Origin of the sequence: Streptomyces sp. NBC_01261 (genome assembly GCF_036226385.1) — a bacterium.
In the GTDB taxonomy this organism is placed as follows: Bacteria; Actinomycetota; Actinomycetes; order Streptomycetales; family Streptomycetaceae; genus Streptomyces.
Genome location: NZ_CP108463.1, coordinates 5,705,617 through 5,720,484, shown reverse-complemented (window position 1 = coordinate 5,720,484; position 14,868 = coordinate 5,705,617). Strand labels below are relative to the sequence as shown.

General features: G+C 66.5%; 13 protein-coding genes. 7 read left to right on the top strand and 6 right to left on the bottom strand.

Annotated features, from left to right (window positions below):
- Positions 1 to 68: 68 nt before the first annotated feature.
- Both OG226_RS25210 and OG226_RS25205 read right to left on the bottom strand, forming a co-directional pair.
- Positions 69 to 1,151, bottom strand: a complete 1,083-nt coding sequence (locus tag OG226_RS25210; RefSeq protein ID WP_327402805.1) for an inositol-3-phosphate synthase — start codon at positions 1,149 to 1,151, stop codon at positions 69 to 71.
- A 44-nt stretch (positions 1,152 to 1,195) separates the two neighbouring features.
- Positions 1,196 to 1,882, bottom strand: a complete 687-nt coding sequence (locus OG226_RS25205; protein WP_329350104.1) for a PadR family transcriptional regulator — start codon at positions 1,880 to 1,882, stop codon at positions 1,196 to 1,198.
- Positions 1,883 to 2,617: 735 nt separating this feature from the next.
- On the opposite strand from OG226_RS25205, the gene OG226_RS25200 reads away from it, so the two are divergent.
- Together OG226_RS25200 and OG226_RS25195 are read left to right on the top strand one after the other, a co-directional pair.
- Positions 2,618 to 4,864 (top strand): transglycosylase domain-containing protein, encoded by a 2,247-nt coding sequence (locus OG226_RS25200; RefSeq protein WP_329353504.1) that lies wholly within the window; start codon positions 2,618 to 2,620, stop codon positions 4,862 to 4,864.
- A gap of 136 nt (positions 4,865 to 5,000) precedes the next feature.
- A complete protein-coding gene (locus OG226_RS25195; protein WP_329350103.1) occupies positions 5,001 to 6,500 on the top strand; it encodes a glycosyltransferase family 87 protein in 1,500 nt (499 codons plus the stop codon).
- Positions 6,501 to 6,591: 91 nt separating this feature from the next.
- On the opposite strand, the gene OG226_RS25190 is transcribed toward OG226_RS25195, so the two are convergent.
- From OG226_RS25190 to OG226_RS25180, 3 genes are all read right to left on the bottom strand, one after another.
- Positions 6,592 to 7,623, bottom strand: a complete 1,032-nt coding sequence (locus OG226_RS25190; RefSeq protein ID WP_328681443.1) for an alanine racemase — start codon at positions 7,621 to 7,623, stop codon at positions 6,592 to 6,594.
- An 83-nt stretch (positions 7,624 to 7,706) separates the two neighbouring features.
- The gene (gene femX, locus OG226_RS25185) at positions 7,707 to 8,828 is read right to left on the bottom strand and encodes a peptidoglycan bridge formation glycyltransferase FemX (RefSeq protein ID WP_328681445.1); all 1,122 of its coding nucleotides are present in this window, start codon (positions 8,826 to 8,828) and stop codon (positions 7,707 to 7,709) included.
- A 179-nt stretch (positions 8,829 to 9,007) separates the two neighbouring features.
- Positions 9,008 to 9,322 (bottom strand): hypothetical protein, encoded by a 315-nt coding sequence (locus OG226_RS25180; protein WP_328681447.1) that lies wholly within the window; start codon positions 9,320 to 9,322, stop codon positions 9,008 to 9,010.
- Positions 9,323 to 9,598: 276 nt separating this feature from the next.
- Between OG226_RS25180 and rpsF the strand changes: the two genes are divergently transcribed.
- The 4 genes from rpsF (at position 9,599) to rplI (ending at position 11,346) form a co-directional block, all read left to right on the top strand.
- Positions 9,599 to 9,889, top strand: a complete 291-nt coding sequence (gene rpsF, locus OG226_RS25175; protein ID WP_006604399.1) for a 30S ribosomal protein S6 — start codon at positions 9,599 to 9,601, stop codon at positions 9,887 to 9,889.
- Positions 9,890 to 9,966: 77 nt separating this feature from the next.
- Positions 9,967 to 10,587, top strand: coding sequence for a single-stranded DNA-binding protein (locus tag OG226_RS25170; RefSeq protein WP_329350102.1), 621 nt, complete (start codon positions 9,967 to 9,969; stop codon positions 10,585 to 10,587).
- Between the two features lie 57 nt (positions 10,588 to 10,644).
- The gene (rpsR, locus tag OG226_RS25165) at positions 10,645 to 10,881 is read left to right on the top strand and encodes a 30S ribosomal protein S18 (RefSeq protein ID WP_006381652.1); all 237 of its coding nucleotides are present in this window, start codon (positions 10,645 to 10,647) and stop codon (positions 10,879 to 10,881) included.
- An 18-nt stretch (positions 10,882 to 10,899) separates the two neighbouring features.
- A complete protein-coding gene (rplI, locus tag OG226_RS25160; RefSeq protein ID WP_327402812.1) occupies positions 10,900 to 11,346 on the top strand; it encodes a 50S ribosomal protein L9 in 447 nt (148 codons plus the stop codon).
- A 192-nt stretch (positions 11,347 to 11,538) separates the two neighbouring features.
- Here the strand turns inward: rplI and OG226_RS25155 are convergent, their stop codons facing one another.
- Positions 11,539 to 12,876 (bottom strand): MATE family efflux transporter, encoded by a 1,338-nt coding sequence (locus OG226_RS25155; protein WP_328681505.1) that lies wholly within the window; start codon positions 12,874 to 12,876, stop codon positions 11,539 to 11,541.
- Between the two features lie 459 nt (positions 12,877 to 13,335).
- On the opposite strand from OG226_RS25155, the gene dnaB reads away from it, so the two are divergent.
- A complete protein-coding gene (dnaB, locus tag OG226_RS25150; RefSeq protein WP_026150108.1) occupies positions 13,336 to 14,814 on the top strand; it encodes a replicative DNA helicase in 1,479 nt (492 codons plus the stop codon).
- Positions 14,815 to 14,868: the final 54 nt, after the last annotated feature.

Below are 14,868 nucleotides of genomic sequence, written 5' to 3'. Positions count from 1 at the left end.
CTCACATACGAGGAGGGTCCCCGGGCGCAATGCCCGGGGACCCTCGACGAACGGACCGGTGGCGGGTCCTAGCGCTCGACCTCGCCCTTGATGAACTTCTCGACGTTCGCGTAGGCCTCGTCGTCGAAGTACTGGACCGGCGGGGACTTCATGAAGTAGCTCGACGCGGAGAGGATCGGGCCGCCGATGCCGCGGTCCTTGGCGATCTTCGCGGCGCGCAGGGCGTCGATGATGACACCCGCGGAGTTCGGGGAGTCCCAGACCTCCAGCTTGTACTCCAGGTTCAGCGGGACGTCACCGAAGGCGCGGCCTTCGAGGCGGACGTAGGCCCACTTGCGGTCGTCGAGCCACTGGACGTAGTCCGACGGGCCGATGTGGACGTTCTTCTCGCCCAGGTCGCGGTCCGGGATCTGCGAGGTGACGGCCTGCGTCTTCGAGATCTTCTTGGACTCCAGGCGGTCGCGCTCCAACATGTTCTTGAAGTCCATGTTGCCGCCGACGTTGAGCTGCATCGTGCGCTCAAGGCGGACACCGCGGTCCTCGAACAGCTTCGCCATCACACGGTGCGTGATGGTGGCGCCGACCTGCGACTTGATGTCGTCGCCGACGATCGGGACGCCGGCCTCGGTGAACTTGTCCGCCCACTCCTTGGTGCCGGCGATGAAGACCGGGAGGGCGTTGACGAAGGCGACCTTGGCGTCGATGGCGCACTGGGCGTAGAACTTCGCCGCGTCCTCGGAACCGACGGGCAGGTAGCAGATCAGGACGTCGACCTGCTTGTCCTTGAGGATCTGGACCACGTCGACCGGAGTCTCGTCGGACTCCTCGATCGTCATGCGGTAGTACTTGCCCAGGCCGTCGAGGGTGTGCCCGCGCTGGACCGTGATGCCCTTGTTCGGGACGTCGCAGATCTTGATGGTGTTGTTCTCACTGGCACCGATGGCGTCGGAGAGGTCGAGGCCGACCTTCTTCGCGTCGACGTCGAACGCCGCGACGAACTCGACGTCACCGACGTGGTACTCGCCGAACTGGACGTGCATCAGGCCGGGCACCTTGGCCGCCGGGTCGGCGTCCTTGTAGTACTCGACGCCCTGTACCAGTGACGCGGCGCAGTTGCCCACGCCGACGATGGCTACGCGAACCGAACCCATTCCGGTTGCTCCCTGTGTGTGCGAGGTGAGGCCCTGACTGGACCTCATGTGGTGGTTTCGTCGGACGGATCCGGCCCGGGGGTGGCGCCCCCGAGCCGGGGCAGGCCGCCCGACTCCCCAGATGTGCTGTCCTGCTGAGCGGAGCCGCCGGAGGCGGGACCCTTCAGGTCCCGTCCGGCTCGCTCGCTCTCGATGAGCTCGTTCAGCCAGCGCACTTCGCGCTCCACGGACTCCATTCCGTGGCGCTGCAGCTCAAGCGTGTAGTCGTCGAGGCGCTCCCGGGTCCGCGCCAGGGAGGTGCGCATCTTGTCGAGGCGCTCCTCCAGCCGGCTGCGGCGACCTTCCAGTACGCGCATGCGTACGTCGCGTGACGTCTGCCCGAAGAAGGCGAAACGAGCGGCGAAATGTTCGTCCTCGTACGCGTCGGGCCCCGTCTGCGAGAGCAGTTCCTCGAAGTGCTCCTTACCTTCCGCCGTCAACCGGTAGACGATCTTGGCGCGACGTCCGGCGAGGGTGGCGGTGAGGGCGTCCTCGGGGGTGTTTCCCGTCTCCTCGATCAACCAGCCGTTGGCGACCAGCGTCTTGAGGCAGGGGTAGAGCGTCCCGTAGCTGAACGCACGGAACACACCGAGTGACGTATTGAGTCGTTTGCGCAGCTCATAGCCGTGCATCGGGGATTCGCGGAGCAGGCCGAGGATGGCGAACTCAAGGATGCCGGAGCGTTTGCTCATCGTCGCCCCCTTCCTGTCCGTGGTCCGGCCGTGACGGCCTTTATGCCGAGCTGATGTATCGACTCGATACATCCAGACGATAGAACGGCCTTCCGGATGCGACAAGTGGGGAGATGGTGAGCGGCGTCACATCACTGATTCGTTGGAATCAAGTTGCCTGATTTGGGGTGAACTTCGGGGCTAAGCAGGTTTTGACGGTGCGTAGTCTGTGCGGCATGCACACCACCGGGAACCAAGTGACGCGTGGGGGCGTCGACGTCCCCGGTGCGGTACGGATGAATGCAGAACCGACCACATCCGTACTTCGGGGGGACCGGAAACCAGCCGCCGTTTCCAGGCGCGCACGGATGCGCCTGCCCGAGGAGTAATCGTTCGATGAGCGAGCACCGTCGCAAACCGCCGCAGCCGCAGGGAGGCGGACGTGCCGCGGACCGACGCGGCCAGTCCGGACCGACCTCCGGCCGCCGCGCGGCACCGCGAGGCGCCACCACCGGGTCTCCCTCCGACTCCTATGGGTCGAACCCCGCAGAGCCGGGGGGTGAGGAGCGCCAGTACGGCAGCCGCGCCGAAGCACGCAAGGCTGCCCAGAGAAGCGGCGGCCGTCGCAGAGAGCCCGCCGGCCAAGGTCCCGGCGGCCCGAACGGGCCCGGCCGGGGCAGAGGACGCGCTCCCGCGTCCGGCAAGAAGCGGTTTATCGACTATCCGCGCTTCGACAAGTACGGATGGCGCCGCTGGATGCCCTCCTGGAAGCTTGTCTCCGGCCTGTGCCTGTTCTTCTTCGGCAGCCTGGTGGCCGCGGTCGGCGTCGGCTACGCGATGGTCGGGATCCCCAGCGAGAACGACGCGGCCAAGTCGCAGAACAACGTCTACTACTGGTCCAACGGCGACCAGATGGTCGCCACGGGCACCGGGGCGAACCGTCAGAACATCACCATCGCCCAGATTCCCCAGGCCATGCAGTGGTCGGTGATCTCGGCCGAGAACAAGAGCTTCTACTCGGACTCGGGCGTCGACCCCATGGGTATCGCCCGGGCCCTGGCCAACATGGCCAAGGGCGGTCAGACGCAGGGTGGTTCGACGATCACCCAGCAGTTCGTCAAGAACACCTACCTGAGCCAGGAACAGACGGTCACCCGTAAGTTCAAGGAGATGTTCATCTCCATCAAGGTGGGGACGTCGCTCAGCAAGCAACAGGTGCTGCAGGGCTACCTGAACACCTCGTACTACGGCCGCGGCGCGTACGGCATACAGGCCGCCGCGCAGACCTACTACGGCGTGGACGCGGTCAAGCTGACGCCGAGCCAGTGCGCCTTCCTGGCGGCCCTGTTGAAGGGCCCGACGTACTACGACCCCATCGGTGCCACGAACATCGATCCCGCGGCGACTTCCGATGCCAACCGCAAGCGCTCCGAGGCTCGTTGGGGCTGGATCCTGGAGCAGATGCACAACGACAAACACATCACGGACGCCGAGTACCAGACGGCCATCAAGAAGTACCCCATGCCCCAGGGGCTCAAGGCGACCAAGGGCATGACCGGCCAGATCAGCTACCTGGTGGACACGGCCAAGAAGTACGTCCTGAACCACTCGAACATCTCGCAGACCCAGTTCGACCAGGGCGGCTTCCAGATCTACACGACCTTCCAGAAGGACAAGGTCAACGAGCTGAGCGCGGCCGTGAAGAAGGTCCAGAAGGAGCGCATCGACCCGAAGAAGCGCAATCTGGACAAGTACGTCCAGTTCGGCGCGGCGTCGGTGGTGCCCAAGGACGGAGCGATCGTCGCCCTCTACGGCGGTGACGGTTACGAGAACGGCCACTTCACCAACAACGCCGACACCTCGGGTGTCCCCGTGGGTTCTACCTGGAAGCCGTTCGTGCTCGCCGCCGCCATGGAGTACGGCACGTACAAGACCGACGGCGTCGGTATCTCGCCGCTCAGCAAGTACAACGGCGACGACCATCTCAAGGTCCAGAACCAGGACGGTACGAACGTCCTGAACAAGGACGGCTCGATCTTCTACCAGAACAACGAGAGCAACTATCCCTGGGGCTACATCACGCTGCGCAAGGCGATGGAGCAGTCCATCAACACGCCGTACGTGCAGCTCGGTATGGACGTCGGGATGACGAAGGTGCGGGATGTCGCCAAGTCTGCGGGCATCCTGGGCGACAGTATGGCGAGAGATCTCAACGCGTCCTTCGCCATCGGTACGTCGACTCCCAGTGCGATCCGTATGGCCGACGCCTACGCGACGTTCGCCGCCTCGGGAAAGCAGGCGGACCCGTACTCGGTGACCGCCGTCAAGCAGGACGGACAGCCGGTGTCCGGCTTCGCCAAGCCGGTCGCGAAGCAGGCGATTCCGGAGAACGTGGCGAACAACGTCACGAACACGCTGGAGAACGTCATCCAGAACGGTACGGCCAAGAGCGCGAAGGCTCTGGGCCGTGCTGCGGCCGGCAAGACCGGTACCACCGACAGCAACAAGTCGGCCTGGTTCGTCGGCTACACCCAGCAGCTCTCGACATCGATCGCGATGTTCAGGGAGAACCCCAAGGACGCCGAACTGCTCTCCATGAACGGCACGGCAGGGGTGGCGTCCATCCACGGTGGTGACATTCCGACGTCGATCTGGACCGAGTACATGGAAGGCGCGTTGAAGGGCAAGTCAGACCTCGGCTTCCCGGACGCGACCAAGATCGACAAGGTGTCGAACGAGGACGAGGCCCCGACTCCCACTCCGACGCCTGTCGTGACGCCGAGTGAGACGCCCAGCGAGACACCGAGCGAGACGCCCAGCGAGACGCCGAGTTCGACACCTTCGGCCACCGAGTCCTGCCGGTTCAGCTGGCAGTGCAGCGACGACGGTGGCACCGACGGAGGGGTGACGTCCACTCCGACGGACACGGCCACTGCTACGGAATCCAGTGGCACCAGTAGAGGTGGCGACAACGGGGGCATCTTCGGAGGCGCAACCGGCTAGCTGCCATATCGCTCATGAAGGGTGTTTCACGTGAAACGCCCTTCACCGGATGTTTCACGTGAAACGAGGGCCGCCGCATCCACGAGGTGCGGCGGCCCTCGGCGTACACCCAGGTCCGTACGGCAGGATGTGCCCCATGCCCAGTGCAGAACTGACGCCCACGAGCGTGCACGAGCCGGATCCGGTACGGCCGACCAAGGACGACGAGGTCGCCGCCGCCGGGAGTGAACTGATCGGTGGCCCCATCGGCCGGCGCGCTCTCCTGGGGATGTCCTGGTGGACTCCCGTACGGGTCGTCGCGCTGGTGGCGATCGGCATGTTCGCCCTTGGCCTGGTCCAGAAGGCGCCCTGCTACAACAGCGGTTGGTTCTTCGGGGCCAGCTCGCAGTACACACACGCGTGCTACTCGGACATCCCGCACCTGTATCAGGGCCGCGGTTTCGCCGACGGGCTCGTGCCGTACTTCGACAAGCTGCCCGGTGACATGCAGTACCTCGAATACCCGGTGCTGACCGGCGTGTTCATGGAGGTGGCCGCCTGGCTCACGCCGGGCAGCGGCAGCATCCAGCACCAGGAACAGTGGTACTGGATGGTCAACGCCGGAATGCTGATGGTCTGCGCGGCCATCATCGTCGTCTGCGTCAGCCGTACGCACGCTCGTCGGCCCTGGGACGGTCTGCTGGTCGCCCTGGCACCCGCTTTCGCACTGACCGCCACCATCAACTGGGACCTGCTGGCGGTCGCTCTGACGGCCGCGGCGATGCTGATGTGGTCGCGGGGCCGTTCCCTCGCGTTCGGCGTCCTGTTGGGCCTTGCCACGGCCGCCAAGCTGTATCCCGTCTTCCTCCTCGGCCCGCTGTTCCTGCTCTGCTGGCGCGCGGGCAAGTGGCGGGACTTCGGGAAGGCGCTCGGAGGAACTGCCGTCGCCTGGCTGGCGGTCAACCTGCCGGTGATGCTCTTCGCCTTCGACGGCTGGTCGAAGTTCTACACGTTCAGTCAGGAACGGGGCGTCGACTTCGGGTCCTTCTGGCTGATCCTCGCCCAGAACTCCAGCGACCCGCTCAGCACCGACACCGTCAACACCTTCGCCACGCTGCTGATGCTGCTCTGCTGCGCGGGCATCGCGGCGCTCACGATGACCGCTCCGCGCCGGCCGCGCTTCGCCCAGCTGGCCTTCCTGATCGTCGCGGCGTTCATCGTGACCAACAAGGTCTACTCGCCGCAGTACGTGCTGTGGCTGGTTCCCCTGGCGGTGCTCGCCCGGCCGAAGTGGCGGGACTTCCTGATCTGGCAGGCGTGCGAGGTGGCGTACTTCCTGGGGATCTGGTTCTACCTCGCGTACACGACCAGCGGAGACGCCCACAAGGGCCTGCCGACCGACGGCTACCACTGGGCCATCGGCCTGCACATCCTGGGCACGCTCTACCTGTGCGCCGTGATCGTGCGCGACATCCTCATGCCGGAGCGGGACGTGGTGCGCCTGGCGGGCGACGACGACCCCTCGGGCGGGGTGCTCGACAGGGCGGAGGACGTCTTCGTCTTCGGGGCCGCGGCCCGTCCCGGGCGGCACGCCGCACCCTTCGACGGACCGCAGGTGGAGTGGGGCAGCGAGGAGCCGGCCGACCGTTCGCTCTGAGCGAACAGTCGTCGACCGGACACGGAGCGACCAAGCGAAAGGCCGTACACAGGAAGGTTCCGTGTACGGCCTTTCGGCTGTTCAGAAGGGCTCAGCGATCCACGATGCGGTCGAACTGCGTGGTGGTGTGCCGCAGATGGGCCACCAGTTCCTCGCCCACCTTCGGCTCGGCCGCCTCCACCGGTACGAACAGGATCGAGACCTGCATGTGCGGCGGCTCGGCGAACCAGCGCTGCTTGCCGTCCCAGACGAACGGAGCAAGGTTCCGGTTGACCGTGGCGAGGCCGGCGCGGGCGACGCCCTTGGCCCGCGGCATGACGCCGTGCAGCGCCTTGGGGGCCTCCAGGCCCACCCCGTGCGACGTACCGCCCGCCACGACCACCAGATAGCCGTCCGAGGCCGCCTTCTGCTGCCGGTAGCCGAAGCGGTCGCCCTTGGAGACCCGGGTGACGTCCAGGACCGCACCGCGGTACTGAGTCGCCTCGTGGTCCCCGAGCCACAGCCGGGTGCCGATACGGGCCCGGAAGTGGGTCTGCGGGAACTGCTGCTGCAGCCGGGCGAGTTCCTCGGCCTTGAGGTGGCTGACGAACATCGTGTGCAACGGCAGCCGGGCGGCCCGCAGGCGGTCCATCCAACCGATGACCTCCTCGACGGCGTCCGAGCCGTCGGTGCGGTCCAGCGGGAGGTGGATGGCGAAGCCCTCCAGGCGCACGTTCTCTATGGCGGAGTGCAGCTGCGGCAGTTCCTGCTCGCTCACGCCGTGGCGCTTCATCGAGGACATCACCTCGATGACCACACGGGCGCCCACGAGGCCGTACACGCCGTCGATGGACGACACCGAGCGGATCACCCGGTCCGGCAGCGGAACGGGCTCCTCGCCGCGGCGGTACGGCGTCAGCACCAGCAGGTCACCGCCGAACCAGTCCTTGATCCGGGCGGCCTCGTACGTCGTGCCGACGGCGAGGACGTCCGCGCCGAGCCGCGTCGCCTCCTCCGCCAGCCGCTCGTGCCCGAAGCCGTAGCCGTTGCCCTTGCAGACCGGGACGAGCCCCGGGAACTGCCCGGCAACGTGCTTGTGATGCGCCCGCCAGCGCGCGGTGTCGACGTAGAGCGTGAGCGCCATGACCGGACCTGGAACCTTTCGGGTGGCTGCGGTGTATCAGAAGTATGGAAGCTGTCGACGTTATCGAAGCGAGGACCGTGAGGTCAGCGGCGCGACATGTAGATGTCGAGCGCCTTGTGGAGCAGCTTGTTGAGCGGGAAGTCCCACTCGCCGAGGTACTCGGCGGCCTGCCCGCCGGTGCCCACCTTGAACTGGATCAGACCGAAGAGGTGATCGGTCTCGTCCAGCGAGTCGGAGATGCCGCGCAGGTCGTAGACGGTGGCGCCGAGCGCGTAGGCGTCGCGCAGCATCCGCCACTGCATCGCGTTCGAGGGCCGGACCTCACGCCCGATGTTGTCGGAGGCGCCGTAGGAGTACCAGACGTGCCCGCCGACCACGAGCATTGTCGCCGCCGACAGGTTCACCCCGTCGTGCCGGGCGAAGTACAGCCGCATCCGGTTGGGATCCTCGGTGTTGAGGGCCGTCCACATGCGCTGGAAGTACGACAGCGGGCGGGGCCGGAAGTGGTCGCGCACCGCGGTGATCTCGTACAGCCGCTGCCATTCCTCAAGGTCGTGGTAACCGCCCTGGACGACCTCGACACCGGCCTTCTCGGCCTTCTTGATGTTGCGGCGCCACAGCTGGTTGAAGTTCTTGTGGACCTCTTCGAGAGAACGGTTCGCCAGCGGCACCTGGTAGACGTAGCGCGGTTGGACGTCGCCGAAGCCGGCGCCGCCGTCCTCACCCTGCTGCCAGCCCATGCGGCGCAGCTTGTCGGCCACCTCGAAGGCGCGCGGTTCGATGAAGTCGGCCTCGATGTCCCGCAGTCGCTTCACATCGGGGTTCTGGATGCCGGCCTTGATGGAGACGGCCTCCCAGCGCCGGATGATGACCGGCGGGCCCATCTTCACCGAGAAGGCGCCCTGGTGCTTGAGGTGGGCCAGCATCGGCTGGAGCCAGTCGTCCAGATTCGGCGCGAACCAGTTGATGACCGGGCCCTCGGGCAGATAGGCCAAGTACCGCTTGATCTTCGGGAGTTGGCGGTAGAGGACCAGGCCCGCGCCGACCAGCTCGCCGGTCTTCTCGTCGATCCAGCCGAGGCTCTCGGAGCGCCACTCCGCCTTCACGTCAGCCCAGGCCGGGACCTGCATGTGGCTCGCCGAGGGCAGGCTCTGGATGAATGCCAGATGCTGCTCACGGCTGATGGTCCTCAGGGTCAGGCTCATTCGGGGCGCTCCTCGGGCTGGGGTGTCCCCATGGGTACAGGGGCTCCGGCTCTCGCGCCGAAGCCTACTGCGCCTTACGAGCGCCCCGACTGGGCGTATGCAACCTTCGCCTCGGCCTGTTGGCCGCCAAGGCGTTCCGTGCTGTTTTACCCGGAGTTCGGACCGCGGACTCCGGCTCCTCAGTTGATGACGCCGCCGAACAGGCCGCCGTGCGCCATGCCGAGGAAGAATCCGACGCCCGCGGCACCGAGACCCAGGATCAGGCCGAAGCGCTCCCTCGTCGTCTCGGAGATCCACTGCCCGTACGCGCCGGTGAGGATCCCCACCAGACCGGCCCAGGAGCTGAGCAGATGCAGGTTGTGGAAGAAGCCCGTGATGAACGCGGTCAGCCCGAGCACCAGGGTCACCGCGAGCAGCGTGTCCTGGAGCGGATGAGGCTTGCCGTCGGTGGCGAAGAGAGAACCGGCGGTGTTGGGTCGCAATGCCTGTGCCATGTGGCACCTCCTGCGGAAGGCGGCGCATCGTCGCGCCGGACGCACCCGATGTGTACAGATTGACGCTCTCCGCCACCGGATTTCAACCGGAAGCCGGTGTGCGGGTACTCTGTACCCTCTGCACTGGTGTCTGCCCATGTCACGACCCGGAATCCCCACAAGGGGCATCCGATGTCAGTGGCGGCTGTTTTACTGGCACACACTGTTGCTTACGCATCACAACCCTCCTGCCACGGATCGACCGTGGCCGCTGAGTCCAAAGGAGGTGGGTTCCACATGCGTCACTACGAAGTGATGGTCATCCTCGACCCCGATCTGGAGGAGCGCGCTGTCTCCCCCCTGATCGAGAACTTCCTCTCCGTCGTCCGTGAGGGCAACGGAAAGGTCGAAAAGGTCGACACCTGGGGCCGTCGTCGTCTCTCGTACGAGATCAAGAAGAAGCCCGAGGGCATCTACTCGGTCATCGACCTGCAGGCCGAGCCTGCGGTCGTCAAGGAGCTCGACCGCCAGATGAACCTGAACGAGTCGGTCCTCCGGACCAAGGTCCTCCGCCCCGAGACCCACTGAGCATCCAGCTCAGCTGATCTCGGGATTCGAGTAGCAGCACCAAGCAGCCAGCAGCAAACCCGCCGAGAGGTTCCCCCATGGCAGGCGAGACCGTCATCACGGTCGTCGGCAATCTTGTCGACGACCCCGAGCTGCGCTTCACCCCGTCCGGTGCGGCGGTCGCGAAGTTCCGTGTCGCGTCCACTCCCCGCACCTTCGACCGCCAGACGAACGAGTGGAAGGACGGCGAAAGCCTCTTCCTCACCTGCTCGGTCTGGCGTCAGGCGGCGGAGAACGTCGCCGAATCGCTCCAGCGAGGCATGCGCGTCATCGTGCAGGGCCGGCTGAAGCAGCGGTCCTACGAGGACCGTGAGGGCGTCAAGCGCACGGTCTACGAACTGGACGTCGAAGAAGTCGGCGCCAGCCTGCGCAGTGCCACGGCCAAGGTCACCAAGACCGCCGGTGGCGCTCGCGGTGGCCAGGGCGGCGGTTTCGGCGGCGGCAGTGGCGGTGGCGGTGGCCAGGGTGGCGGCGGCTGGGGTGGAAACTCCGGCGGCGGTCAGCCGGCCGGCGGCGCTCCCGCCGAGGACCCGTGGGCCACCAGCGCTCCTGCCGGTGGAAACCAGGGCGGCGGCGGTGGCGGCGGCTGGGGTGGAAACTCCGGCGGCGCCAGCGGTGGCGGCGGTGGCGGCGGCTACTCGGACGAACCCCCCTTCTAGGCCCTCGGGCCGAGGGTGGGTCGTACCCACACTTCTTGATCACACAGGAGATACACCATGGCGAAGCCGCCTGTGCGCAAGCCGAAGAAGAAGGTCTGCGCATTCTGCAAGGACAAGGTCCAGTACGTGGACTACAAGGACACGAACATGCTGCGGAAGTTCATTTCCGACCGCGGCAAGATCCGTGCCCGCCGGGTGACCGGCAACTGCACGCAGCACCAGCGTGACGTCGCCACGGCTGTGAAGAACAGCCGTGAGATGGCACTGCTGCCCTACACCTCCACCGCGCGATAAGGGAAGGGTGACCGACTAATGAAGATCATCCTCACCCACGAGGTCTCCGGCCTCGGTGCCGCGGGTGACGTCGTCGACGTCAAGGACGGTTACGCTCGCAACTACCTGATCCCGCGGAAGTTCGCTATCCGCTGGACCAAGGGTGGCGAGAAGGACGTCGAGCAGATCCGTCGTGCTCGCAAGATCCACGAGATCCAGACCATCGAGCAGGCCAACTCCGTGAAGGCCCGGCTCGAAGGCGTCAAGGTCCGTCTGGCCGTCCGCTCCGGCGACGCCGGTCGTCTCTTCGGTTCCGTCACCCCGGCCGACATCGCTTCGGCGATCAAGGCTTCCGGTGGCCCCGAGGTCGACAAGCGTCGTATCGAGCTTTCTGCCCCGATCAAGACCCTGGGCGCCCACGAGACGTCCGTGCGTCTGCACCCCGAGGTTGCCGCCAAGGTCAACATCGAGGTCATCGCAGCCTGATCGCTGCACTCGGCACAGCTGAGAGAGGGGCCGCACCCGTACGGGTGCGGCCCCTCTGCTGTGTCCGGGAGGGCGGGACGTCGGGCCGGTGTGCCGGATTGAGGGACGCCGCTCCGGCACCCATGTTTCACGTGAAACGTGACGATGTGGCAGGCGGTGTTTCACGTGAAACCGGTGTTTCACGTGAAACGGTCAGCGGGTCGCGCCCGTGACGACCCAGCGCCCCGAACGGGCCCGCAGGAGAAGCGTCAGCATCCGCACCGTCATCATCAGGGTCATCGCTCCCCAGATCGCGGTCAGTCCGGCGCCGAGGACCGGTACGAGCAGGGCCACTGGAGCGAAGACGGCCAAGGTCACCACCATCGCCCCGGCGAGATACGGCCCGTCTCCCGCGCCCATCAGCACCCCGTCCAGGACGAAGACGACGCCGCAGATCGGCTGGGAGAGCGCCACCATCATCAAGGCAGGCAGGGCAGTGTCCTTGACGGTGGGGTCGCTGGTGAACAGTGGAAGGAAGAGCGGGCGGGAAAGGATCACCAGGAGACCGAGCACCACTCCGACGGCGATCCCCCACTGCACCATGCGACGGCAGGCGGCGCGGGCGCCCGTGGGATCGTCCGCGCCGAGGTAGCGGCCGATGATGGCCTGGCCCGCGATCGCGATGGCGTCGAGCGCGAAGGCCAGCAGAGACCACAGGGACAGGATGATCTGGTGCGCGGCGACGTCGGCGTCCCCGAGGCGGGCCGCGACGGCCGTGGCGATCAGGAGAATCGCTCTCAGGGAGAGCGTGCGCACGAGGAGAGGTGCGCCGGCCTGGGCCGAGGCCCGTATCCCTGCGGCGTCCGGACTGAGGGAGGCGCCGTGCCGGCGGGCTCCGCGGACGACCACGACGAGATACACGCCGGCCATGCCCCACTGGGCGATGACGGTGCCCCAGGCGGAACCGGCGATGCCGAGGTCGGCGCCGTAGACGAGCCCTACGTTGAGGACGCCGTTGGCGACGAAGCCTGAGACGGCGACGTAGAGCGGTGTCTTGGTGTTCTGCAGTCCGCGGAGGACTCCGGTGGCGGCGAGGACGATCAGCATGGCCGGGATGCCGAGGGAGGAGATCCGCAGATAGGTCGTCGCGTAGGGGGCGGCGGTGTCCGAGGCGCCGAAGAGGCCGACGAGGGCGGGTGCCGAGGGGAGGACGACGGCTATGACGGTGGCGCCGATCAGCAGAGCGAGCCAGATGCCGTCCATGCCCTGGCGGATGGCGGCTTGGAGGTCACCCGCGCCGACGCGTCGGGCGACGGCCGCGGTGGTGGCGTAGGCGAGGAAGACGAAGACGCTCACCGCTGTCGTCAGGAGGGCGGATGCGACGCCGAGTCCGGCTAGTTGTGCCGTGCCGAGATGGCCGACGATCGCGCTGTCGGCCATGACGAAGAGGGGCTCGGCGACGAGTGCGCCGAAGGCCGGGACGGCCAGCATGACGATCTCTCGGTCGTGCTGTCGTCGGGTGGCCCTGGTGGCCGCGGGAGCCTGTGTCATGAGCACTAATCTAATCGTCCACAGGTAAGAGATGCAATTGCTTTGTGACCCTTACCTCTGATCTCGCCTCGTGTCCTCTCGCGCACTGTTCGAAGCGATCTTGTTCCGATGTGGAAAGTTTTTCTCCTGCACAGCCGGTGGATGGGAAAGGCGCAGGTCAGATTAGTTACGGCGGAAGTGGCGAGGGCTTGTTCACAGGGCTGTCCACCGGGTCGTGCACAGGTTTTGGCAGGTTCTCCACAGCATCCGGGCCGTCGTCCACATGGCCTGTGGATAACCAGATTGGCTGACGGTGCCCAGAGGCCTACGGTGGACCGGTACCCGCCCCGTCCGTCGGACCGAGAACCATCACAAAACCGACGCGCCCGTACCGGAGTTGGGCGCTTCATTTGTCAGTGCCGTGCCGTAGAAATAAGGGGCACGGCGAGGTCCGCTCGACGGACGGGAGGAGGTGGCTCGGTGAGTATTTCCGAGCCCTTGGACGACCCGTGGGCCGAGAGCGGTCCCAGTGATCGTCTGCCCGCTTCCCGACGACGAGGTGACGGAGGCCGCGGCCGGGACGAACAGCACGACCGTGGCAGGGAGGGCGGCGAGTGGGAAGGCGCGGGTTCGGCCTTCGAGCGCGTGCCGCCGCAGGATCTCGATGCCGAGCAGTCCGTGCTCGGTGGCATGCTCCTGTCCAAGGACGCCATCGCCGACGTGGTCGAGGTCCTCAAGGGCCACGACTTCTACAAGCCCGCACACGAGACGATCTACCAGGCGATCCTCGACGTCTACGCCAAGGGCGAGCCGGCCGACCCGATCACCATCGCCGCCGAACTCACCAAGCGCGGTGAGATCAACAAGGTCGGCGGCGCATCGTATCTGCACACGCTCGTCCAGACCGTTCCGACGGCGGCGAACGCGGAGTACTACGCGGAGATCGTCCACGAGCGCGCCGTCCTGCGCCGCCTGGTCGAGGCCGGCACCCGCATCACCCAGATGGGATACGCGGCCGACGACGACGTCGACGAGATCGTCAACCGGGCCCAGGCCGAGATCTACGCGGTCACCGAGCAGCGGACCAGCGAGGACTACCTTCCGCTCGGCGACATCATGGAGGGTGCGCTCGACGAGATCGAGGCGATCGGCTCACGCAGCGGCGAGATGACGGGTGTGCCCACCGGGTTCACCGACCTCGACTCGCTCACCAACGGTCTGCACCCGGGCCAGATGATCGTCATCGCGGCCCGTCCCGCCATGGGTAAGTCCACACTCGCGCTCGACTTCGCTCGCGCGGCGTCGATCAAGAACAACCTCCCGAGCGTCATCTTCTCCCTCGAAATGGGGCGCAACGAGATCGCGATGCGCCTGTTGTCCGCCGAGGCGCGGGTCGCCCTGCACCACATGCGGTCCGGCACCATGACCGACGAGGACTGGACGCGGCTGGCACGCCGGATGCCCGAGGTGTCGTCCGCACCGCTCTACATCGACGACTCCCCGAACCTGTCGATGATGGAGATCCGCGCGAAGTGCCGTCGGCTCAAGCAGCGCAGCGACATCAAGCTGGTGATCATCGACTATCTGCAGCTGATGCAGGCCGGTGGCTCCAAGCGACAGGAGAGCCGTCAGCAGGAGGTCTCGGACATGTCCCGAAACCTCAAGCTCCTGGCGAAGGAGCTGGAGGTCCCGGTGATCGCGCTCTCGCAGCTGAACCGTGGTCCCGAGCAGCGCACGGACAAGAAGCCGATGGTGTCCGACCTGCGTGAGTCCGGATCCATCGAGCAGGACGCCGACATGGTCATCCTGCTGCACCGCGAGGACGCCTACGAGAAGGAGTCGCCGCGCGCTGGCGAGGCCGACATCATCGTGGGCAAGCACCGTAACGGCCCGACGGCGACGATCACCGTCGCCTTCCAGGGCCACTACTCGCGCTTCGTGGACATGGCGCAGACCTGACCGGGCGGCTATAGGGGGCAGACCCGGTGCCGTGTCCCGAGAAATGTGCTCGAC

Excerpts from the sequence above, each read along its gene's own strand:
- OG226_RS25210 (WP_327402805.1), bottom strand. The coding sequence starts at position 1,151 with ATGGGTTCGGTTCGCGTAGCCATCGTCGGCGTGGGCAACTGCGCCGCG.
- OG226_RS25205 (WP_329350104.1), bottom strand. The coding sequence starts at position 1,882 with ATGAGCAAACGCTCCGGCATCCTTGAGTTCGCCATCCTCGGCCTGCTC.
- OG226_RS25200 (WP_329353504.1), top strand. The coding sequence starts at position 2,618 with ATGCCCTCCTGGAAGCTTGTCTCCGGCCTGTGCCTGTTCTTCTTCGGC.
- OG226_RS25195 (WP_329350103.1), top strand. The coding sequence starts at position 5,001 with ATGCCCAGTGCAGAACTGACGCCCACGAGCGTGCACGAGCCGGATCCG.
- OG226_RS25190 (WP_328681443.1), bottom strand. The coding sequence starts at position 7,623 with ATGGCGCTCACGCTCTACGTCGACACCGCGCGCTGGCGGGCGCATCAC.
- femX (WP_328681445.1), bottom strand. The coding sequence starts at position 8,828 with ATGAGCCTGACCCTGAGGACCATCAGCCGTGAGCAGCATCTGGCATTC.
- OG226_RS25180 (WP_328681447.1), bottom strand. The coding sequence starts at position 9,322 with ATGGCACAGGCATTGCGACCCAACACCGCCGGTTCTCTCTTCGCCACC.
- rpsF (WP_006604399.1), top strand. The coding sequence starts at position 9,599 with ATGCGTCACTACGAAGTGATGGTCATCCTCGACCCCGATCTGGAGGAG.
- OG226_RS25170 (WP_329350102.1), top strand. The coding sequence starts at position 9,967 with ATGGCAGGCGAGACCGTCATCACGGTCGTCGGCAATCTTGTCGACGAC.
- rpsR (WP_006381652.1), top strand. The coding sequence starts at position 10,645 with ATGGCGAAGCCGCCTGTGCGCAAGCCGAAGAAGAAGGTCTGCGCATTC.
- rplI (WP_327402812.1), top strand. The coding sequence starts at position 10,900 with ATGAAGATCATCCTCACCCACGAGGTCTCCGGCCTCGGTGCCGCGGGT.
- OG226_RS25155 (WP_328681505.1), bottom strand. The coding sequence starts at position 12,876 with ATGACACAGGCTCCCGCGGCCACCAGGGCCACCCGACGACAGCACGAC.